Origin of the sequence: Bartonella sp. HY328, from assembly GCF_025449335.1 — a bacterium.
Lineage (GTDB): Bacteria > Pseudomonadota > Alphaproteobacteria > Rhizobiales > Rhizobiaceae > HY038.
In genome coordinates, this window is sequence record NZ_CP104883.1 from 3,144,711 (window position 1) to 3,166,394 (window position 21,684).

17 protein-coding genes are annotated in these 21,684 nt (G+C 40.7%); 11 read left to right on the top strand and 6 right to left on the bottom strand.

The annotated features are described in order from the left end of the window. The first annotated feature begins 111 nt into the window (after nucleotides 1–111). The 9 genes from N5852_RS13335 (at nucleotide 112) to N5852_RS13375 (ending at nucleotide 11,762) form a co-directional block, all read left to right on the top strand. Nucleotides 112–963 (top strand): DUF4424 family protein, encoded by an 852-nt coding sequence (locus N5852_RS13335; protein WP_262098247.1) that lies wholly within the window; start codon nucleotides 112–114, stop codon nucleotides 961–963. A 143-nt stretch (nucleotides 964–1,106) separates the two neighbouring features. Beyond that, complete coding sequence (locus N5852_RS13340; protein WP_262098248.1) at nucleotides 1,107–2,381, top strand: MFS transporter; 1,275 nt, start codon at nucleotides 1,107–1,109, stop codon at nucleotides 2,379–2,381. 531 nt (nucleotides 2,382–2,912) lie between these two features. After that, on the top strand, nucleotides 2,913–3,311 hold the full coding sequence (gene sdhC, locus N5852_RS13345) for a succinate dehydrogenase, cytochrome b556 subunit (RefSeq protein ID WP_262098249.1): 399 nt from the start codon (nucleotides 2,913–2,915) through the stop codon (nucleotides 3,309–3,311). A 9-nt stretch (nucleotides 3,312–3,320) separates the two neighbouring features. Further along, entirely contained in the window at nucleotides 3,321–3,704 is a 384-nt protein-coding gene (sdhD, locus tag N5852_RS13350) for a succinate dehydrogenase, hydrophobic membrane anchor protein (RefSeq protein WP_262098250.1), read from the top strand. Nucleotides 3,705–3,709: 5 nt separating this feature from the next. Continuing rightward, entirely contained in the window at nucleotides 3,710–5,554 is a 1,845-nt protein-coding gene (gene sdhA, locus N5852_RS13355; protein WP_262098251.1) for a succinate dehydrogenase flavoprotein subunit, read from the top strand. Between the two features lie 12 nt (nucleotides 5,555–5,566). Continuing rightward, a complete protein-coding gene (locus N5852_RS13360; RefSeq protein WP_182417994.1) occupies nucleotides 5,567–6,346 on the top strand; it encodes a succinate dehydrogenase iron-sulfur subunit in 780 nt (259 codons plus the stop codon). 280 nt (nucleotides 6,347–6,626) lie between these two features. Beyond that, a complete protein-coding gene (gene lpdA, locus N5852_RS13365) occupies nucleotides 6,627–8,033 on the top strand; it encodes a dihydrolipoyl dehydrogenase (protein ID WP_262098252.1) in 1,407 nt (468 codons plus the stop codon). Nucleotides 8,034–8,591: 558 nt separating this feature from the next. After that, nucleotides 8,592–10,736, top strand: a complete 2,145-nt coding sequence (locus tag N5852_RS13370; protein WP_262098253.1) for a TonB-dependent hemoglobin/transferrin/lactoferrin family receptor — start codon at nucleotides 8,592–8,594, stop codon at nucleotides 10,734–10,736. A 108-nt stretch (nucleotides 10,737–10,844) separates the two neighbouring features. Further along, on the top strand, nucleotides 10,845–11,762 hold the full coding sequence (locus N5852_RS13375; RefSeq protein ID WP_262098255.1) for a heme/hemin ABC transporter substrate-binding protein: 918 nt from the start codon (nucleotides 10,845–10,847) through the stop codon (nucleotides 11,760–11,762). Nucleotides 11,763–11,880: 118 nt separating this feature from the next. Here N5852_RS13375 and N5852_RS13380 read toward each other — a convergent pair whose 3' ends face one another. Next, nucleotides 11,881–12,114 (bottom strand): DUF1674 domain-containing protein, encoded by a 234-nt coding sequence (locus N5852_RS13380; protein ID WP_262098256.1) that lies wholly within the window; start codon nucleotides 12,112–12,114, stop codon nucleotides 11,881–11,883. Between the two features lie 222 nt (nucleotides 12,115–12,336). Between N5852_RS13380 and htpX the strand changes: the two genes are divergently transcribed. Further along, nucleotides 12,337–13,320, top strand: coding sequence for a zinc metalloprotease HtpX (htpX, locus tag N5852_RS13385; protein WP_262098257.1), 984 nt, complete (start codon nucleotides 12,337–12,339; stop codon nucleotides 13,318–13,320). Further along, nucleotides 13,311–14,744 carry an RsmB/NOP family class I SAM-dependent RNA methyltransferase gene (locus N5852_RS13390; protein ID WP_410004220.1) on the top strand — a complete coding sequence of 478 codons (1,434 nt, stop codon included), beginning with the start codon at nucleotides 13,311–13,313 and terminating at the stop codon, nucleotides 14,742–14,744. Before htpX ends, N5852_RS13390 begins: the two co-directional genes overlap by 10 nt. A 122-nt stretch (nucleotides 14,745–14,866) precedes the next feature. On the opposite strand, the gene N5852_RS13395 is transcribed toward N5852_RS13390, so the two are convergent. From N5852_RS13395 to N5852_RS13415, 5 genes are all read right to left on the bottom strand, one after another. Beyond that, the gene (locus tag N5852_RS13395; protein WP_262098259.1) at nucleotides 14,867–15,553 is read right to left on the bottom strand and encodes a hypothetical protein; all 687 of its coding nucleotides are present in this window, start codon (nucleotides 15,551–15,553) and stop codon (nucleotides 14,867–14,869) included. Nucleotides 15,554–15,689: 136 nt separating this feature from the next. Then, nucleotides 15,690–17,639, bottom strand: a complete 1,950-nt coding sequence (acs, locus tag N5852_RS13400) for an acetate--CoA ligase (protein ID WP_262098260.1) — start codon at nucleotides 17,637–17,639, stop codon at nucleotides 15,690–15,692. A 424-nt stretch (nucleotides 17,640–18,063) separates the two neighbouring features. Continuing rightward, complete coding sequence (lpxK, locus tag N5852_RS13405; RefSeq protein ID WP_262098261.1) at nucleotides 18,064–19,068, bottom strand: tetraacyldisaccharide 4'-kinase; 1,005 nt, start codon at nucleotides 19,066–19,068, stop codon at nucleotides 18,064–18,066. A 4-nt stretch (nucleotides 19,069–19,072) separates the two neighbouring features. Next, nucleotides 19,073–20,401 (bottom strand): lipid IV(A) 3-deoxy-D-manno-octulosonic acid transferase, encoded by a 1,329-nt coding sequence (waaA, locus tag N5852_RS13410; RefSeq protein WP_262098263.1) that lies wholly within the window; start codon nucleotides 20,399–20,401, stop codon nucleotides 19,073–19,075. Between the two features lies 1 nt (nucleotide 20,402). Beyond that, a complete protein-coding gene (locus tag N5852_RS13415; protein ID WP_262098264.1) occupies nucleotides 20,403–21,161 on the bottom strand; it encodes a lysophospholipid acyltransferase family protein in 759 nt (252 codons plus the stop codon). Between the last annotated feature and the right edge of the window lie 523 nt (nucleotides 21,162–21,684).

A 21,684-nucleotide genomic window follows, 5' to 3' on the forward strand; every position in this document is an offset into this window, starting at 1 on the left:
TTAAATATTTCCATTATTTAAAAGTTATTATCGATCTTGATGCTGACGAGCGTTGTCGCAACATTGCCGTATGTGATAAAGAACAATAGTCTTATTGTGCAAGGAAAATTTATGAAGCCAATGCATATTATTTTTAAAATTTTAGCACTGGCTATCAGCCTTTTTTCCTTTGCAACGATAGCAACCGCCAATGATAGTGGCGCAAAATTGGTTGGTGGTGGTCTTGTGCTGCAAAAGCTTGAAAATATCGCCATGGTATCAGAAAATCTTTATATTTCTGAAGACAAAATCATCGTCGATTATGTTTTTGAAAATACATCAAACCACGACATTACTACGATTGTTGCCTTTCCCTTGCCGCCCCATCCTGTCGAACCCTATAGCGATACTGGTGCAGGTGTAACGGCAGCACCAGATGCAATTGCTGATAATTTTGTCAATTTTAAAACTTTTGTCGACGGCAAGCGAGTTAAAACTCAATATAAAAAAGAACAAAAAATTGGCTTTGCTGAAGTTGAAGATCAAGAAATTTTCCAAATAACCTATTATTGGCAGCAGAATTTTCCTAAGGGTAAAAAAATCAAAATCCGCCACGAATACAGACCAATGACAGGTAGTGGTATACCGCGAACACCCAATGAATTTGAAGAAATGGTAACAAATGAATATTGCCCTGATAATGGTTTTCGCGCGGCTATTGCAAAAATGAGAAAACAAAATGAGTGGGCTGGCTGGCGCGACATCGGTTATATTTTAAAAACTGGCGGCAATTGGGCTGGCGGTACCATTGGCGATTTTCGCCTCGTGGTAGACAAAGGTGCACCAGATGCACTGGTCACATTTTGCGGTAAAAATGTCAAAAAAATCAGCCCTACCCAATTTGAAATGAAAGCTAAAAACTATAAGCCTAAAAATGACCTTTATATTTTCATCATAAAAGATAGAGAAAAAAGCCCGTTTTAACTTAACAAATTTGGGGTGGTTGAACGGCATAAATTTGCAGTTTTCCAACAGAATTAAGCAACATAAACAATAGCTCCTCCTTTTCTCACATCATATATTGGAAGTTCTAAAGGCTCAAACATCATTTAAAGGATTTAAAATCAATGACCGAAACACGCTCCAATGATTTTAAAATTGCTATGTTAAATAGTTTAGCCAGCATTTTTTTGTTTTGCTTTTTAGCATCAATTTTAGAGGGGCAATTTTGGCAGCTTTTCCGGTATACTTGGAGCGTAAATTCCTCTATGCCATTACTTTTCTATTATACAACTGATATATTGCCTATTTATCCCGTATTGGGAGGCTTAATTTTTGGCTTTTTGGCAGATCGGTTCAATCAAAAATTGATACTAGCTTTTACTGCTCTCTTTTTGATGATAGCAAGCCTTTGTTCACTTACTGAAGCTCTCGCGTTTTTCAATGAAAATATAATGATTTTTGTCATATTTTACGCCTTTATCGGCACAATTATTATGATGGGCGCCGAAATTGCAGTTTCTACTGCCTTAATTTTTAATTATTCTCCCGCTACTAAACGAGGTTTTTATACGAGCTTGGTACCACTCATAATAGTGGCTGTTGTCTTGGCTATAATGATTATGAACATTTCAATGATATTCATTACGTCTCAGTATTGGGATACGTGGATCTTCGTCTTTTTTATTTCTATTTTGTCTTTTATTATATTTATTCGTCGCTCATTGTTATTACGGTTAAATTTTGACATAAGCAATAAATGTAGCAAAGGCAATAAGCGCGGATTGACCAAATTTATACATGTTATTTTATTCAGTCAAATCACTGTCATTTTTATTTTACATTGGCAATATCTAAACAAAATAACGCGCTTTTTAAGTGGGCGGGATCTGACGAATGGCGCTTTATATTTGTTTGCGTTAAAAGTAGTTGGAATATTAATCTTTGTAATCATGCTAGCAATATGGGGGAAAATAATCGATAAAACAAGCACTTATAAAGTCTTCACCATAGGTCTACTCGGCTCATTACTGCTTATTGGGCCAAGCTATTGGTGCCTTTCAAATATCGATCATAGTGCAAAACTTATCATCCCCATTTTATGGTTTGGAATTTTCGCTTCCGCACTCATTGCGCCGCTTGCAAATTTAATTCTTGAATTGGTATCTTCTAAAACGCGGTCAATGGCAACCTCACTCCTTACCATTGGCGTTTTGTTTTTACCCTATTTTCAATATAGCTCTGGTCTGGCCATGTTAAGTCGTTTTATCTACTTCACAAGTGATTTTACTATCATCGCTATTTCGATGATGAGTTTAGTCTTAGCTTTTATCGCAATGTTGCTATCAAAAAAGTTAGATGCATCTAAGCACAAGGCTATTAATCATGAAATTTTTGAATAAATAGCCTTTAATTAAAGCATCTTAAAACAAAACTGGGTTAACAACAGCAATTGACTGGGTAAAATCATAATCCAAACCAATAACCGATTTTGACCCAAAATCAGGAAAAATAAAACTCGATTTTTTAAATGTCCTCTAAACATTATGCGCGGCGATTGAGTCGTTTTTAATAAAAAACTAAAAAACCTTCAAATTTTAATCAAGTTTTTCAAACGATTAAAACAATATTTTTGCACAATTTTTTGCGTTTTCTCAATCTTTTGATCGAAAAAATGCTTTCTTGCTTTGACGTGGATCAAAATCCGCATTAGAAGCAAAGCAAGCTGAGCGGCGTTTTGCGCCGTTGCCAAGCCGTACGCCCGTGAACGTGACCTTTAATCCGATTCATTAGGCAGTCGGTCGAATGTGTGAGGAGTTCTCCTTGCACGGCAGAAAAAGCTGTTTTGGTTCTTTAAGAATGAAAACGGATTCATTATTTTGCCGATATTGTTTTTTGCAATATCACGATCACATGTCAGGTCAGGAACGCTCATGACAGATACGACACCTTCTGGACGGCCACTTTCACCCCACGTTCAGATTTACCGTTGGCCGATTACGATGGCAATGTCTATTGCCCATCGCGCGACAGGTGGCGCGCTTTATTTCGGTACATTTTTATTTGCTGCTTGGATTATTTCTGCAGCATCGGGTGAAGATGCTTTTGAAAAAGTTAACTGGCTTTTTGGCTCGTTTTTAGGGCGCACCATATTATTCCTTTATACTTTAGCGCTTGTTCACCATCTCGTTGGTGGTGTTCGCCATTTATTCTGGGATACCAATCCTGCGCTTTTAGAAAAAAAATTGGCGACTAAAACTGCTTGGTCTACCATTGTGATTTCTGTTGTTTTGACACTCCTTATCTGGATTGTCGGCTATATTGTGCGCTAGGAGGGTGTAATGAAAGATTTTAGAACACCGCTTAATAAAAGCATAGGTCTTGGCTCAGCGAAACATGGAACTGACCATTTTTGGCGCCAACGCTTGACTGCCTTAGCCAATGTGCCACTTTTTATTTTCTTTATCATTCTTCTCATCATGCTGGTTGGTAAAGATTATGCAACGGTTGTAAGTTATTTAGCCAATCCAATCATTTCAGTCGTTATGGCAGTTATGGTTGTTGCAAGCATATATCATATGAAATTAGGTATGCAGGTCATTATTGAGGATTATTTCCCAAATCATGGTTTGCGTACCATTTTGCTTGCGCTTAATATTTTCTTTTGTTTCATCATGGGTGCTGCTTGTCTTTTAGCACTCGTAAAAATCGCTTTGGGAGGTTAAATTCCATGGCAAGCAATAATTCAAATGCTTCGGCAGCGCAGGATAAAAAATCCTATCAATATGTCGACCACGAGTTCGATGTCATTGTAGTTGGCGCTGGTGGCTCTGGTTTGCGTGCAACCTTGGGCATGGCCGAGCAAGGTTTCAAAACCGCTTGTATTACCAAGGTTTTCCCAACCCGCTCGCATACAGTAGCGGCGCAGGGTGGCATTGCCGCATCCCTATCTAATATGGGGCCTGACAGCTGGCAGTGGCACATGTATGACACCATCAAGGGTTCTGACTGGCTTGGTGACATGGATGCGATGGAATATCTAACCCGTCAAGCACCTGCTGCGGTTTATGAGCTTGAGCATTATGGTGTGCCATTCTCGCGTACCGAAGAAGGCAAGATTTATCAACGCCCCTTTGGTGGCCACACCACTGAATTTGGTGAAGGCCCACCCGTGCAGCGCACATGCGCGGCCGCTGACCGTACAGGCCACGCTATTTTGCATACGCTTTATGGCCAAAGCCTAAAACATAATGCGCAATTCTTTATTGAATATTTCGCACTTGATCTCATCATGACTGACGGTGTTTGCACCGGTGTTGTTGCTTGGAACCTTGATGACGGTACAATTCACCGTTTTTCTGCCAAGATGGTAGTGTTGGCAACTGGTGGTTATGGTCGCGCTTACTTCTCAGCAACGTCTGCCCACACCTGCACTGGTGATGGCGGCGGCATGATTGCGCGTGCAGGTCTTCCTTTGCAGGATATGGAATTTGTGCAATTCCACCCAACTGGTATTTACGGCTCTGGCTGTTTGATTACTGAAGGCGCACGCGGTGAAGGTGGCTACCTCATCAACTCTGAGGGCGAGCGCTTTATGGAGCGTTATGCGCCATCTTTCAAAGATCTAGCATCGCGTGACGTTGTTTCACGCTGCATGACCATTGAAATTCGTGAAGGACGCGGCGTTGGTCCAAAGAAAGACCATATTTTCCTTGTTCTTAGCCATATTGATCCAGCTATTCTTCATGAACGCCTACCCGGTATTTCGGAATCAGCCCGTATTTTTGCCGGCGTAGATCTTACCAAAGACCCAATTCCGGTATTGCCAACCGTTCACTATAATATGGGCGGCATCCCAACCAATTATTGGGGCGAAGTGCTAAATCCAACTGAGGAAGATAATGATCGCGTTCAGCCAGGCTTAATGGCTGTGGGTGAAGCAAGTTGCGCTTCCGTTCACGGTGCTAATCGTCTTGGCTCCAACTCACTTATCGATTTGGTGGTGTTTGGCCGTGCGGCCGCTTTACGTGCAGCAAAGGTAATTGACCGTGACGCTCCAATTCCTGAGCTTAATATTGAAGCATGTGACAAAATCATGGAACGCTTCGACCGTATTCGTTTTGCGAATGGCTCAAAGCCAACAGCGGAGCTGCGTGATAAGATGCAACGCGCCATGCAGGAAGATGCGGCTGTTTTCCGTCAGGAAGATTCGTTAGTAAGTGGTTGCGAACGTATTTCAGCTATTTGGGATGAATTGCCAGATGTGAAAGTAACCGACCGCTCAATGATCTGGAATTCAGATTTAATGGAAACATTGGAACTTGATAATCTGATGGCAAATGCAATTTGTACCGTTTACTCGGCTGTTGCACGTAAGGAAAGCCGCGGCGCTCATGCCCGTGAAGATTTCCCAGATCGCGATGATGTAAACTGGCGTAAACATACATTATCTCACCTTTCACCGGAAGGCAAAGTTAGTCTTTCCTATCGTGCTGTGCATGTGGATCCACTTACTCGCTATGAAGATGGTGGTATTGATCCAAAGAAAATCGCGCCTAAAAAGCGCGTTTACTAGGGGAGCAAAATAATGGTTCAAATGACCCTTCCCAAAAATTCCACGGTTAAAAAAGGCAAGGTCTGGCCAAAGCCAGAGCAAAACCAAAACTTAACGGAATTTCGTATTTATCGCTGGTCACCAGATGATGGTGAAAATCCACGCCTTGACACTTTTTATGTGGATCGTGATTCATGTGGGCCGATGATTTTGGATGGACTTTTATACATCAAAAATCATGTTGACCCAACATTGACACTGCGTCGTTCTTGCCGTGAAGGTATTTGCGGCTCTTGTGCGATGAATATTGATGGCTCCAACACCCTTGCTTGTATTACCGGCATGGATGAAGTTAAGCACCCAATTAAGGTCTATCCATTGCCTTCAATGCCAGTGGTCAAAGATCTTGTGCCAGATCTTAATCGTTTCTATGCCCAGCATCGCTTGATCGAGCCTTGGTTGCAAACCGTATCGCCAACACCAGAAAAAGAATGGCTACAAAGCCATGATGATCGCTTGAAACTTGATGGGCTTTATGAGTGTATTTTATGCGCTTGCTGCCAGACATCTTGCCCAAGCTATTGGTGGAATGGTGATCGTTATCTGGGACCCTCGGTTCTATTGCAGGCTTATCGTTGGATTGCTGATTCACGCGATGAAGCAACCGGTGACCGCCTAGATAAGCTTGAAGATCCTTTCCGGCTTTATCGCTGTCATACCATCATGAACTGTACGCAAACTTGCCCTAAAGGACTAAATCCTGCCAAGGCAATTGCCGAGATTAAGAAATTGATGGTTGAGCGTCAGCTCTAATCCTATATTCTTTATGAGTGGATTGAAAATGCCCTGAATGAAAATTCAGGGCATTTTATTTTAAAGCCTATTCATGTCAAATTGCGCAATTTGACATTATGGTAATGGGCACTAAGCGGTGGCGTTAAGATATTTTCAAATCAACGCCCTGCATAAGTTTACAAAAACCCTCACATTTTGCTAAAAATTTGCAATAATGTTTAACTTTGTTTTTGAGACTCACGTGATTTATGCTAGTCACGAACAAACGAGGGAAAAACCCTAAGCAAAAGGAAGAATCATGTCTTATGATGTTGTGGTGATCGGTTCCGGCCCTGGCGGCTATGTTTGTGCATTCAAAGCAGCCCAATTAGGCCTTAAAACCGCAATGATTGAAAAACGTAAAACATTTGGTGGCACTTGCCTTAATGTTGGCTGCATTCCATCAAAGGCGTTGCTTCATGCTTCAGAAGTTTATGCTGAAGCCTCTCATGGCTATGACTCAATTGGTGTTAAAATTGGCAAACCAGAGTTTGATTTTGCCAAAATGATGGAATTTAAACAAAGCGTTATTGATGCCAATACCAGCGGCGTTGCTTTTCTAGCTAAGAAAAACAAGGTTGATACTTTTATTGGTACTGGTAAAATTGTTGCGCAAGGCAAAGTTGAAGTAACTGCTGAAGATGGCAGTGTTCAAACGGTTGAAACCAAAAATATCGTAATCGCAACCGGCTCGGATGTTGCAGGTATTCCTGGTGTGGAATTTGAATTTGATGAAAAAACCATTATTTCATCGACAGGAGCCTTAGCCCTTACCAAAGTACCATTAACAATGATTGTTGTTGGTGCCGGTGTAATTGGTAGTGAACTTGGTTCAGTTTATGCGCGTCTTGGTACAAAAGTAACGGTTGTAGAATATCTTGATAAAGCTCTTGGCGGTATGGATGGCGAAGTATCGCGCAACTTCCAAAGACTTATGGAAAAGCAAGGCATCACTTATAAGCTTGGCGCAAAAGTAACTGGTGTTGAAAATGGCTTTATGGGCGCAACAGTGCGTTATGAACCTGTAAGCGGCGGCGAAACACAATCTCTTCATGGCGATGTTGTTTTGGTTGCAACAGGCCGTAAACCTTATACAGCCGGTCTTGGCCTTGAAGAAGTTGGCGTAAAGCTAGACAGCCGCGGCTGCGTTGAAATTGACAATCATTGGAAAACTACACTTGATGGCGTTTATGCCATTGGTGACGTAGTAAAAGGCCCAATGCTTGCCCATAAAGCTGAAGATGAAGGCGTTGCCGTTGCTGAAATTTTGGCAGGTCAAAAAGGCCATGTCAATTTTGACGTAATCCCTGGCGTTGTTTACACCCAACCAGAAGCTGCCTCTGTTGGTAAAACTGAAGAAGAATTAAAAGCCGCAGGTATTGAATATAATGTTGGCAAATTCCCATTCACTGCCAATGGTCGTGCACGCTCGATCCAGCACACTGATGGATTTGTAAAAATCCTTGCTTGCAAAAAAACCGACCGCGTTCTTGGTGGCCACATTCTTGGTTATGGCGCAGGTGAAATGATCCACGAAATCGCCGTTCTTATGGAATTTGGCGGTTCTTCGGAGGATCTAGGCCGCACATGTCATGCCCACCCAACTATGTCAGAAGCTGTACGTGAAGCGGCCCTTGCTACTTTCGCAAAACCGCTACATATGTAAGCTTTTCACCTCTAATAAAAGCCCCCTTTGCTTTGTCCAAAGGGGGCTTAAACTACCTAAAAAGTCCAAAACGAGCTTATACTCCCCAAAAACATTGACTTATTTTTAATATTTGTCGAATTTAATAAAACCAATCCCTCTTTAAAAACTTAACTATTACCTAATTTTATTATCAAGGGCGTGCAGGGTGAAAATCCTTTTAAGTTCAGGCCAGATATCATGCGCGATTTTTGGGCGCAATTTAAAACAATAAAGCCAAAACGCTCGTTTTCCATAATTTTGTTTCCATTAAATAGCCTTTCAATAAATTATAACTTGACTATATTTATCATGTTTGATAGCCAAAGTTAAAAATAAATATAGGCTAGAGGAAAGTTTATACCAACGAAGTTCGAAAAGTAGAATTTAATATTACCTAGCTGTATTTAAGTTATGAACAATTATCTAGCCATTCAAGAAAATTATTGATGGTTATTATTACTTAACTTGTTTTATTGGTGATATAAAGATGATAAAAGTCAATTATAAAATAAAAAAAAACTTTTTATAACTACTTTTTTGACATTATCAATATTTTCTAGCTTAACCTCATCGCAAGCAAATGCAGCACAAGAAAATGAAAACGAGCTTGATACCGTTGTTGTCGATGCTGAAAACAAACACAGTTTGAAAAATAAGGGTGTTTTAACCGATACTGTTACCACTAAAGATATTCAAAACAAGCAAGTGGATAATGTCAACGACATTTCTCGGCTTGATCCAGCAATTAATTATAACCGCCAAAATGATAGTTTTAATATTCGCGGTCTTGATGGCAATCGTGTCACCACTACAATTGATGGCATTCCGATACCGTGGCTTGATGATATCACGCGCGGCGTTAAGGGCGGTTCATCAGCCTTTGACTTTGCTTCCCTATCGGCAATAGATATTGGTAAGGGATCAGATTCAAGTATTTACGGTTCTGGCTCGCTTGGCGGCATTGTGTTAATGCGCACCATAGACCCTGAGGATCTTATTAAAGACAATAAAAATTGGGGATCAATTACCAAAGGCAGTTACGATTCAGCCAATCGCAGTTGGAACATAAACGAAGCTTTTGCAGTTAAATTCAATCAAACTTACATGTTATTACAAGGCGGTTATATTGGCGGCAAGCAGCGTGCAAATAATAGCGATGACGGTGGTTATGGCGTAATGCGCAGCATGCAAAACCCAGAAAATTTCACTAGCAAAAATTACCTATTTAAAATCCACCAATATATTAATGATCAACACCGCTTAGGTTTTACCGCCGAGCGCTTTGACAATGACCGTGACACATGGGTGCTAAACCAAGCGAGCGCGCAATTTAAGCCTGCGAGCACTTATCAAGAGCAAAATCGCAAGCGTGAGCGTTATTCAGCTTCATATGATTATTATGGCAGTGGTGATGGTTGGTTAGATCGTGCCCGCATCATTGGCTATTGGCAAGAAAATAGTGCAAGTTCTGGAACCGAACAAATTCGACTAACCACACCCAAAGGTGATTTTTATCGAATTTCCAACACGCAAAATCGCGATTATGGCTTATCATTTGATGCAATGAAGCTATTAACATTTGACAATGTTACCCATACTTTGCGCATTGCCGGCAATGGTTCATCTTCGCGCTTTGAGCAATATACAACTGGTCGTGATAGTTGCCCACCACCACCTTATCGTCCACCCTATATGATGTGCAAATTTCTACTTAGCGACCAATCTGAAATACCAACTACCCGCTCAACAAGTTGGGGTATAAGTATTGAAGATGAAATGGCTTTTTTGAACAATCGCCTAAGAATTACCCCTGGCGGTCGGTTCGACTGGTTTAAACATAAGCCCTCAACCACAAAAGGCTTTGAAACCAACGTATTTTTCCATGGCTATGCAGCAGAGGTTAGCGATTCGCACTTTTCGCCAAAACTACGTGGCGAATGGGATGCTAGCGAAAACCTTATGTTTTATGCGCAGTGGGCACAAAGTTTTAGAGCGCCAAGTTCGTCAGAACTTTACTTAGAATTTGCCAATCCTGGCATTTACCACCTTTATGGCAACCCCAACTTGAAGCCTGAAATTGGTAATGGATTTGATATTGGTGCAAAATATACAAGTAACAACTGGGGTGGTTCACTTGGACTATTTAGCAATTATTATAAAAATTTTATCGGCCGCAAAGAACTTGGACCATCGCTTATGTTTCCAAGTGGTGAGGCTGTTTATATAAACCGCGCTAAGGTGCGTATTTCCGGCGTGGAAGCAAAAGCCTATTGGCAAATAACTTCCAATTGGCGCACAGATTTCAGCCTCGCTTATATGGAAGGCAAGGATCGCGAAACCGATGAATATTTAAATTCTATTCCACCATTTAAAGGAACGCTTGGTGTTGGCTATTCTCAAGAAATATGGGGCGCTGATTTAAGAATGACGGCAGCGGCAAAACGCAATCGAGTAGAAAACAAGTCGGATTACGCCAAAGCCCCCGGCTATGCCGTTTTTGATATTAGTGGTTGGTGGCGTCCTACTGGTGAAAAAGGCTCTAAATTGCAAGCAGGTATCTATAATATATTTAATAAAACCTATTGGAATGCACTCGATCTGCCATCAAGTGCTAACTATAAAAAGGTTTATTATAGTGAACCGGGACGTAATTTTAAAATTTCTTTTGTGCAAGAATTTTAGCCAATATCGCGCCAAAGGGCGAAACTTTGGACATTTAAAAACCTAGCAAGATACAGCGATAAACAAAGTGTCCTGCTTCACATGCCGCAAAAATGAAAAGGATAGGTTATGACAAAAACACATAAGACTGTTACCAAAAACCGAATTTTAAAAACTTTTATGCTTGCGGCATTTGCACTGGCGGCGAATAGTCAACCGTCTTTAATACAAGCTAGCGAGATCTTGATTAATGATAATGCTAAATTAGTATCCATCGGTTGGCCCGTTACTGAGACCATTATTGCCCTTGGTGATAAAGATCGTTTAGTCGGTGTTGATAAACGCAGCACCTTTATGAAGGAAGGAAGCGATCTTACAAATATTGGCGCTGCCGCAACTATTGACCTTGCTGCAATTAAAAAAGTTGATGGCCAAACTGTCTTGGCTTTAGAGGGTGCTTTAAATAAGGATAATTTAACCTCTATTGAAAGCAACAAGATTCCAGTTCTTATTATTCCAGATGATCACAGTGAAGATGGCGTCATCGATAAAGTTAGTTTTATTGGCCATGCACTTAATCATGAAGATAAGGTCAATGAGTTAATTGCACGAATAAAAAACGACTTTAATAAAGCAAACAGTATAAAGGCTGAACTTACCACTAAGAAAAAAGTGCTTTTTCTTTTGACAGTACCTTCAGGCGACAAGGAAGTTGGTCCTATATTCATGGCTGGTAAAAACACTCCTGCCCATGACATTATTGTTCTTTCAGGCGGAGAAAATGCCGCCGCCAATATTGAATCCTATGTGCCTTTAAACAAAGAACAAGTGACTAAAATGGCGCCCGACCTTATTTTATCTATGAGCAATGATGGTTTCCCAACGATTGAAACATTGTTAACGCAAGCGCCATTGCAAGATACTCCGGCAGTTAAGAATAAAGATCTTTTGCGCTTAGATGGTTTAAAGCTACTTGGCTTTGGCCCTGATACTGGTATCATCATGCAGGAAATCGCCCAAAAATTGGTAGATATCCAAAATCGTTAATTTAAGTTACGTAAGACAAATACATAAGCAAGGATATTGATGGCTAAAGCCTGCCACCAATATTCTTGCTTTTTTATTGCGCTTTAAAAGCATTTAACATTAGCCGCACCCCTCACAATCAAAAATCGATAGCACGACCTTTAATTTCCCAGTCACCATAGCGTGCTGGATCATGGCCACCGCGCCCACCAAGCTCACGCTTCGCCTTTTCAGCGGCAAGGGCTGCCTGCTCGCGGCGCTCTTGTGCTTCGGCTAAAGCGCGTTTTGCTGCTGGTGTTAAAGTTTCTTGCACCAAAGCCTTTTCCTCAGCTACATTATCATCTTTATTGATTATTTGCTGTTTTTCAGTCATTTTTTCACCAATCCATTGAAAAAATTCTTTCAAATCCACATTTTATATAAAATTGGTAAATCTTGCCAGCTTATTTTTAACGACAAGCATAGGAATATTCATATGCTTATATTCACAAAAAAGGCGACTTCAAATAGTCGCTTTTTAGTAGTTATTATATGATAAGCAAGTAATAGATTTACAAAATGCAAAAAGAAACAAATTAACAATGGAGTTTTGTTGATGAACATTATTCGGACCGCCATGCTTTTAGCATTCATGACGGCCCTTTTCATGGGTGTAGGTTATATTATCGGTGGCCCAAGGGGCATGATGATTGCCTTTGTGATTGCGGCTGGCCTAAACCTGTTTTCCTACTGGAATTCAGATAAAATGGTGTTGCGCATGTATGGTGCCCGTGAGGTTGATGCCCGCTCAAACTCTGAATATTACAATATTGTCACCGATTTAGCTCGTAAAGCTGGCCTGCCACAACCACGCGTTTATATTATGGAAAATCCGCAACCCAATGCTTTTGCAACGGGTAGAAATCCACAAAATGCGGCAGTTGCAGCGACAACTGGACTGTTAAACAGCTTAACACCAGAAGAAATTGCTGGCGTCATGGCGCATGAGCTTGCCCATGTGCAAAATCGTGATACTTTAACCATGACAATTACCGCAACTATTGCCGGTGCTATTTCAATGCTCGCCAATTTTGCCTTTATTTTTGGTGGCAATCGCGATTCCAATGGCAATTCTACCAATCCACTTGGTATGATTGGTACGATTATTGTTATGTTTGTTGCGCCTTTTGCGGCAATGCTCGTACAAATGGCAATTAGCCGTACCCGTGAATATGCGGCTGACAGACGCGGCGCTGAAATTTGTGGCAATCCTTTATGGCTTGCATCAGCTTTAAACAAAATTGCTCGCGGCGCCCATGAAGTAGTCAATGACGAAGCCGAACATAATCCAGCAACCGCCCATATGTTTATTATCAACCCATTATCAGGTCGTGGAACAGATAATCTCTTCTCAACTCACCCTAATACTGAAAATCGTATTGCAAAATTGCGTGAAATGGCTCAAGAGATGGGAGCACAGTCAAACAGCACCTTCGACATGCGCAGCAATAGCCCGAGGCAAACCATGCGCAAAACTGTTGAGCGGCCAAGCTGGATGAAAGTCAAAAAAGATAATAAGCCAAGAGGTCCATGGTCTTGAATAACGCCAAAGCGCAAAAAAACAATAATCAAAAACCTAAACGCGATAATAGTAAATCGGATCGCCAGCCCAAAGTGGCTGGCATCGCTGTTCGGCAAGCAGCTTTGCGTATGCTTGGTGCAGTGATTGACAAGGCAACCTCGCTTGATGGCTTAACCGATAATGAGCATGGCCACCCACAATATTTAGCGCTTGATATGCGTGACCGCTCTTTGGTACGAGCAATTTTGGGAGCCGCTTTAAGAAATCGCGGTGCCATTGATAATGCGATTGACCAATTTGTCGATAGGCCATTGCCGCAAAATGCCAGTGCGTTAAAGCATCTTATCCATATTAGTGCGGCGCAAATTCTTTATCTTGATGTACCAGATCATGCGACAATTAATCTTGCCGTAACAATTGCCAAATTTGATCCGCGCCTTACCCGTTTTTCTGGCCTAGTAAACGCTATTTTACGCCGCTTTACCCGCGAAAAAGATGCGATTTTACAACAAGATGATGTTCTATCCAATGTGCCTTTATGGTTTGCACAAATGCTTGAGCGCGATTACGGCAAGGAAAAAGCCCAAGAAATCATTAAGGCACAAGCTTATGAGCCGCCTTTAGACATCACAGCAAGCGGTGATGTTAACGCAATAGCACAAGAGCTTGGCGGTGAAGTACTGCCTTTTCAATCTATCCGAATTGCTGAGGTTGATTGCTCCATTCCAGAATTACCGGGCTTTGCCGAAGGTAAATGGTGGGTACAAGATGTTGCAGCAAGCCTCCCTGCCCGCTTAATGAAGGCAGGCAAAGGGCAAAATATTGCCGATTTATGTGCCGCCCCTGGTGGTAAAACCGCGCAGCTTGCCAATACGGGTGCCAATGTCACGGCGGTTGATGCATCTAAAAACCGGATGAAACGGCTCATTGCCAATATGGCGCGTTTAAACCTCAATGTTGCCACTTATAATGGCGAATTACAAGATTTCAAACCAGAACAGCCTTTTGATGCCCTATTGCTTGATGCGCCCTGCTCATCAACTGGTACGATTCGCCGCCATCCAGATGTTTTGTGGACAAAATCGCTTGATGAAATCGGACGACTTGCAGATTTACAATTGCAGCTGTTGGAAAAAAGCATCGATCTGGTTAAAATTGGCGGCACGATATTATTCTCCAACTGTTCTTTAAGCAAAAGAGAAGGCGAAAGACTGGTTGCTAAATTTTTAAAAAACCGCACTAATGTCGCGCTTGTTCCCTTCACAGTTGAAGAACTTTGCCAAAGTTTTGATAATATGTCCGATGCAGCTAAAAATATTTATGCAGATATTTTAACCGATGAAGGATACTTGCGCACGACGCCAGCCGATTTACCCAATGAAAATCCAAAATTAAGCGGCATGGACGGATTTTTTGCCGCCCGTTTCAAGCGTTTAAGTTAAAGATAAAAGCTAAAAATTTGATTTTAGAGCGCTTTATCTTTTATGTAAGCACAAGCGCTCTCATTTTTCTTTAACATATTGTAAACGCAAAAAGATTTCATTTTTGCACTTAACGAGCTTTCTTACAGGCTAATTATATATCTGTGTAAAAAAAATAGAATATAAACAATAAACAATATACCAATTATGATGGAAATATATTTTTTTCGAAATTTTTCATCAATAATTTTAGTCATAAAAATTAAGATAATTGCAACAAAGGCCTTAATCATAATAGAGCTGAGACTACCAGATAACAAATTCATTGTATCTTCTAAACGTTCTTCAAACGAATATTTTTCATAAGAATATTGCAAATACTGTTGATTTATAATCATACTGTAAACATTTAATATTCCAAACATTATACCATATAAAAAAACATTTTTACTATCGATCTTTTTATTATCAATCTTTGGTTCATTGTTTTTTATTTTACAAAAAGCATATCGAAAGCATAAAAAGGCAGCGAATAAACAAATTGCACTAATTAATAGAATAAAAACAAGACTGTTTTTATCAACCATCATCACTAAATCATAAAAGATAGTTCTAATCGAAAGTAGAATAACCAAATTGGTGGTAAAGTATCCCAAGACAAATATACTAAGACGATAGATATCAAAACGAACCAATATAAAAATCATAGCGAAGAAAAGCGGGCTAAAAAACATTGCTGTTAATGCCCCTTCTTGATGAATAATAATATTCATCCATTGAATAATATTTTTAACAAGCAGATAAATTGGAGACTGAGTAAAATATTCCATTATCGATTTCTACTTTTCTAATGATGATAGATGTGATTTAACGCAAAATAGTCTAAAAAATTGAAATTTTGCAATAAAAAAATGCCAATCCTTGCTTAAGGAATTGGCATTTTTTAGTTTAAACTATTGTTAGAAACTAGCCGATTATTTTACGCCCTGCAATCAAATCATCAACTACGCCGGGATCTGCGAGAGTTGACGTATCGCCAAGATTGTCAAATTCATTCTCAGCAATCTTGCGCAAGATACGCCGCATAATTTTACCTGAACGGGTTTTGGGCAAACCGGGTGCAAACTGGATTTTATCGGGTGTTGCAATTGGCCCAATATCTTTGCGCACATGCTGGATAAGCTCTTGGCGTAGCGCATCGGTTGGCTCAATACCCTCCATCAAGGACACATAGCAATAAATGCCTTGGCCTTTGATAGCATGGGGGAAACCAACAACTGCTGCTTCTGCCACCGAGTGATCTGAAACCAGTGCCGACTCCACCTCTGCGGTACCAAGGCGGTGACCAGACACGTTAAGCACATCATCCACACGGCCAGTTAGCCAATAATAGCCATCTGCATCGCGCCGACAGCCATCGCCCGAAAAATATTTTCCTTTATAGGTGGAAAAATAGGTTTCGACAAAACGCTCATGATCTTTATAAATGCTACGCATTTGTCCCGGCCAAGAATCGGAGATACAAAGATTACCTTCACCCGCCCCCTCAAGAACATTGCCTTCCGCGTCAACAATATCAAGCTTCACGCCAAAGAACGGCTTGGTTGCTGAACCGGGTTTAAGGTCGGTTGCCCCCGGTAATGGCGTAATCATATGGCCACCAGTTTCTGTTTGCCACCACGTGTCAATTACCGGACAACGACCATCACCAACCACATTATAATACCATTCCCAAACTTCTGGATTGATTGGCTCGCCGACAGTACCAAGAATACGCAGGCTTGTCCGCCGTGAACGGGTAACAAACTCATCCCCTGCCCCCATTAGCGAGCGAATTGCCGTTGGCGCCGTATAAAAAATATTGACCTTATGCTTATCCACCACTTCCCAAAAACGAGCATTATCCGGAAAATTGGGAACACCTTCAAACATTAAGGTTGTGGCACCGTTACATAATGGCCCATAAACAAGATAAGAGTGCCCCGTAATCCAACCAGCGTCAGCGGTACACCAGTAAACTTCATTCGGGTGATAATCAAAAACATATTCATGGGTCATAGAGGCATAAACAAGATAACCACCAGTGGTATGCAACACACCTTTTGGCTTACCAGTTGAGCCTGATGTATAAAGAATGAATAATGGATCTTCCGCCTTCATCTTAGCTGGCGGACAATCACCCTTCACATCAACCATTTCTTCGTGATACCAGATATCGCGGCCTGGCGCCCAACCAATTTTACCACCGGTTCGGCGTACCACTAACACTTGATTGACAATGGTATATTGGCGTGCAGCAATATCAATAGCCAGATCAACATTTTCTTTCAAATGAATTGGCTTACCACCGCGTACACCCTGATCTGCTGTAATTACAAATGTAGATTCACAATCCACCAAACGGCCAGCCAAAGCTTCTGGCGAGAAACCAGCAAATACGACTGAGTGAATCGCACCAATACGCGCGCAAGCCAGCATCGCATAGGCAAGCTCTGGAATCATCGGCAAATATATGGTAACGCGATCGCCTTTTTTAACGCCACGCTTTTTCAATACATTGGCAAAGCGGCAAACATTGTCATAAAGTTCGCGATAGGTGATTTTTTTATCAATATAGGGATTGTCCCCTTCCCAAATAATTGCCACTTGATCAGCTCGGCTTTTTAAATGACGATCAATACAATTATAGCTGACATTGGTAACACCATCTTCATACCATTTAATCGATACACGACCTTTAAAACTGGTATTTTTAACTTTAGTGAATGGCTTATACCAATCTATCCTGCGACCATGGCGTGACCAGAATGTATCTGGATCTTTGATACTCTCGTCATACCATTTGGTATAAGTATCCGCATCAAGCAAAGTATTTTTCTTTATGCTTGAAGGCACGGGATAAACTTTATCGGTCATATTTTCCTCCAAAATGCGCTTGCCACAAATATGCAAGGTGCAATCCTCATGCATCTTACAAATGACAATCCTCCAACGCGAAATCTCTAACTGGTCCTCCTACAAACCGTTTTATTAGAGTTCCTTTAAACCATAACTGCTTTTTTTATAAAAAAGAAGAACTAATTTAATTTTTGTATTTTTTTGAGATTTTAGCCAATTTTTTAAAGCCAACAAATATCAATTTTTAGATTTAAGTAATTAATAATAAATAACATTTAAAAACTACAGGGAAATTATTCTATTAATAATTTTACATTTTTTTTCAATGAAAATAATATCTTTTTTAAAATTAAAATTAATAACAAACTTATATTATCATCAATAATAGTAAGTTTTGATGCAAATTATATCTCGCCATAATCGCTCGAACTGATGATCGCAATTAGTGGATTTTAAAACTTTTAATCGTTTCAACCAATAAATTTTGACCATAATCGGTTTGGTTAAAAACCACTTCAACATCAACAATAATCAAATTTTCTAAGTTTACAGAAAAATCTTGATCTTTTAAACGCACATAATCTTTAGCGGTGGTAACCAGCATAAGATCTTTGGTCTTTGCCTCAACAGCAATATTTTTCACTTCGCTAGCGTTAAAAAAATGATGGTCAGCAAAAATACGCTTTTCAACAATAATGCCGCCAAGCTCATTTACACTTTCAAAAAATTTGTCCGGATTACCAATTCCGGCAAAGGCTAACAATTTTTTATCCTTTAAATCGACACTGCTTGTTGGTTGTAATTTAGCATGAGTTATCTGCCCATCATCTATTGGTAAAAAAACAGTTTTATCAAATTGCGCTGCTCTATTGCCGATAATAAGAATTTTATCGGTAAATGCCAATTGCGTTGCAAGCGGCGCACGTAAGGGGCCGGAGGGAAAAACAGCGCCATTGCCAATGCCGCGCAATGCATCAACCACCAATAGGCTTATATTAGGCAATAATTTACGGCTTTGAAAACCATCATCCATTAAAATGATATCACAGCCTTGTTCTACCAAAATTTGTGCCGCAAGGAAGCGATCTTGACAAACCGCAACAAGAGCATGACGCGCTAATAATAAGGGCTCATCGCCGACCTTTGTTGCGTGATCTTTATCAATATCAACAATATGGACATTTTGTACCGAACCGCCATGGCCGCGCGTCACAATGCCCGGTTTTAGCCCCATAGTTTTTGCCGTCTTTGCAAGGCTTATCGCTACGGGTGTTTTACCAGCTCCGCCAAGAGTAAAATTGCCAATACATAAAACCGGCACATCAACCTTTGGCGCGGAATGATTTTGCATTTTTCTAGCCGCAAAATAACCATAGACCCAAGCAAAGGGGCTTAGTAAAAAGCTTGAAAGGCTGTTATTCTGCCACCAGAATTTTGGTGCCTGCACTTTTTTAATCCCGCTTATTCAACATATTATCAGCTTGGCTTAATTGCGCAGCAAGAGTTAGCGGTTGTAAAAATTTTTCCAATACTTCAAAACAACGCTCTCTTGCCCCGCTTAATTGCGTAATGGTTTGGCGGCCAGATTCAATCATCCGCTCACGCACATCAGGCCGTTCCAATAAATGATGAACATAACCTGCAAGCATAGTCGCGTCATCAACCAATTGCACCGCCTCATTTTTCATCAATGCCTGATAGGTTTCCTTAAAATTTTGGATATTCGGTCCACTTAATATAGCTGCACCGCTCATGGCAGGTTCGATAGGGTTATGCCCTCCCTCTCCTGCCAAGGATTTGCCAACAAAAGCAATTTGGGTAAGGCGCAAATAAAGTCCCATATCACCCACCGTATCACCTAACAAAATATCCGTCTCATTTGTTGGCATTTGGTCATAGGCTTTACTGGCAAAGGTCAAACCAATATCGTCGAAATGGCGGGCAATTTCCGGCGCTCTTTCAACATGGCGCGGCACAATAATTGTCAAAAGCCCAGGATGTTTTTTCAATAGCTTTTTATGCACTTCGGCCGCCATTGCCTCCTCCCCCTCATGGGTTGAGATAGCTGCCCAAACGGGGCGCAAGCCAATGGCCTTTTTGTAGCGTTTAATTTCGGCAGGTTTACCCGGCAAAATAACATCGGCCTTTAAATTGCCCGATACCGATACACGCGCCGCGCCAAGATCACGGAAATATCGTGCATCATCGTCGGTTTGGCAGACCACAGCATCAAATTTTGAAAAAATTTCATAAGCAACGCGTGAGCGCTTTTTCCAAGATTTATAAGAACGCTCAGATAAATGGGCATTAAGCATGATTTGCGGAATTTTTCGTTTAGCAAGCTCAAAAATACGCACTGGCCAAATTTCAGATTCGCAAACAATGGAAATATCAGGCTTCCAATAGTCTAAAAACCGCCGTGTACAAGAGACAATGTCAAGTGGTGCATATTGATGAATCACCCTATCGGCAAAGCGCTCATCGGCCAGTTTTGCCGATGCAACTGTTCCCGTCGTCAATAATATATTGATTTTCATCAATAATATACGTTCTACAATTGGAATAAGCGCCATTGTTTCGCCAACGCTTGCCGAATGCAACCAGATTAATGGCCCCAATGGGCGTGGTTGTGTCGCTTTGCCAAGCCGCTCGCGCTTACGCTTTAGCTCTTCCTTGCCACGAGCTGCGCGCATTGACAGATAAAAAGGCGCAAAAGGGCGAAAGCTTGAGCCAAGGCCCCGATAAAATGATAATGCCAGTCTTGCTCTTAAATTACGCATATCAGCCCCGCTTTTTGTGGTGAAGCTTATCATAAGCCTCAACAGTTAAGCGGTTCATAATTTCTGTAAGTTCCTGTCGTTTTTTTTCCAATAAATCATCATCGGCATCCTCTGGTACAAAAACAGCGTCACCCATAAGAAAAATAGATCGACCAAACGGCAATGGTATGGCGGTTTTATCCCAAGTTTTCTCCAATATTTTTTCTCGCGAAAAAGCATAAATATAAGGAACAATTGGGCGTCCAGATAATTTAGCCAAAAGAATAATACCTTTGCCAGCTTCACGCGCCGTACCATGAGCAATATCGGCAATCATTGCGGTTGTTTTGCCAGCGCGCAAAGACTTATTTAAGGTAATGAGCGCACGCGCACCGCCGCGCTCTGCCTTTTGCTTGTCACCGCGCCCACCCGAACCGCGTACAGTTTCAAGTCCTAAAACTTCACTTACCCGTGCATTAAGTTCTGCATCAGCCGAACGAGAAAACATTGCAATGATTGCTTCACCCTTGGGGCGTAAAAATGGCCCCATAATATGGCGACCATGCCAAAAAGTAATAATAAAAGGATTATACTTTTCATGGGCTTTTTTAGGATCATCTGATCCTTTTAACAATGGATTTGTCCAATAAACCAGCCGCAAATAGGTTGCCATGAAATGCACCAGCAGCGATTTAAAAAATTTTGAATCCTTTAAAGGCTGCCGAATTTTACGCCATAAACGTTTTGAAAAGGGGTCTTTAGAGGGTTGGTTATTATCCATATTACAATCTTAATCTTATTCCATTTGTTAATGGCCTAGTTCAACAACACACTAGGCTATCAATCGATTCGATGTTTTGGCGCGCATTCTTGTAAATGAGAATCGCAAAAGCCATGCTTTTTTACTGTGATGCATCATCAAATGCAAAATTTGTATCAATTTTTTGTAAAAAATTTGTTTTTAATAAAATAGAACGCTTTTGTCTTTACGCGATTAAACATGGATTGTCATCCAGCAGTTACCAATACAAAATAATTTAACAATCCTATTGTTAAAATTCAATAGATCTCTATTTGCAGTATCTCAAACATATAATCTCAGCTCTAAGCATTGGTATGAATAAAATTTTGCAATTATGACAAATAATTCACGAGCAAAATTTTAAAAAATATGTTTAAACGCAATTAGGCTAAACTAGGGCTTCTTTGACTTAGCTTAAAATAAAACCGCTTTAATAATAAAACAATTGAACAACAATCAAATATTTAGATTTTTAAAAAAATATTGTTGCTCAAACAATTGC

Bases quoted from the DNA above. Each gene is read 5' to 3' on its own strand.
- N5852_RS13380 (WP_262098256.1), bottom strand. From the start codon at position 12,114: ATGACTGAAAAACAGCAAATAATCAATAAAGATGATAATGTAGCTGAG.
- sdhD (WP_262098250.1), top strand. From the start codon at position 3,321: ATGAAAGATTTTAGAACACCGCTTAATAAAAGCATAGGTCTTGGCTCA.
- lpdA (WP_262098252.1), top strand. From the start codon at position 6,627: ATGTCTTATGATGTTGTGGTGATCGGTTCCGGCCCTGGCGGCTATGTT.
- htpX (WP_262098257.1), top strand. From the start codon at position 12,337: ATGAACATTATTCGGACCGCCATGCTTTTAGCATTCATGACGGCCCTT.
- N5852_RS13415 (WP_262098264.1), bottom strand. From the start codon at position 21,161: ATGGATAATAACCAACCCTCTAAAGACCCCTTTTCAAAACGTTTATGG.
- acs (WP_262098260.1), bottom strand. From the start codon at position 17,639: ATGACCGATAAAGTTTATCCCGTGCCTTCAAGCATAAAGAAAAATACT.
- N5852_RS13340 (WP_262098248.1), top strand. From the start codon at position 1,107: ATGACCGAAACACGCTCCAATGATTTTAAAATTGCTATGTTAAATAGT.
- sdhA (WP_262098251.1), top strand. From the start codon at position 3,710: ATGGCAAGCAATAATTCAAATGCTTCGGCAGCGCAGGATAAAAAATCC.
- N5852_RS13335 (WP_262098247.1), top strand. From the start codon at position 112: ATGAAGCCAATGCATATTATTTTTAAAATTTTAGCACTGGCTATCAGC.
- sdhC (WP_262098249.1), top strand. From the start codon at position 2,913: ATGACAGATACGACACCTTCTGGACGGCCACTTTCACCCCACGTTCAG.
- N5852_RS13390 (WP_410004220.1), top strand. From the start codon at position 13,311: ATGGTCTTGAATAACGCCAAAGCGCAAAAAAACAATAATCAAAAACCT.
- N5852_RS13375 (WP_262098255.1), top strand. From the start codon at position 10,845: ATGACAAAAACACATAAGACTGTTACCAAAAACCGAATTTTAAAAACT.
- N5852_RS13395 (WP_262098259.1), bottom strand. From the start codon at position 15,553: ATGGAATATTTTACTCAGTCTCCAATTTATCTGCTTGTTAAAAATATT.
- waaA (WP_262098263.1), bottom strand. From the start codon at position 20,401: ATGCGTAATTTAAGAGCAAGACTGGCATTATCATTTTATCGGGGCCTT.
- N5852_RS13360 (WP_182417994.1), top strand. From the start codon at position 5,567: ATGGTTCAAATGACCCTTCCCAAAAATTCCACGGTTAAAAAAGGCAAG.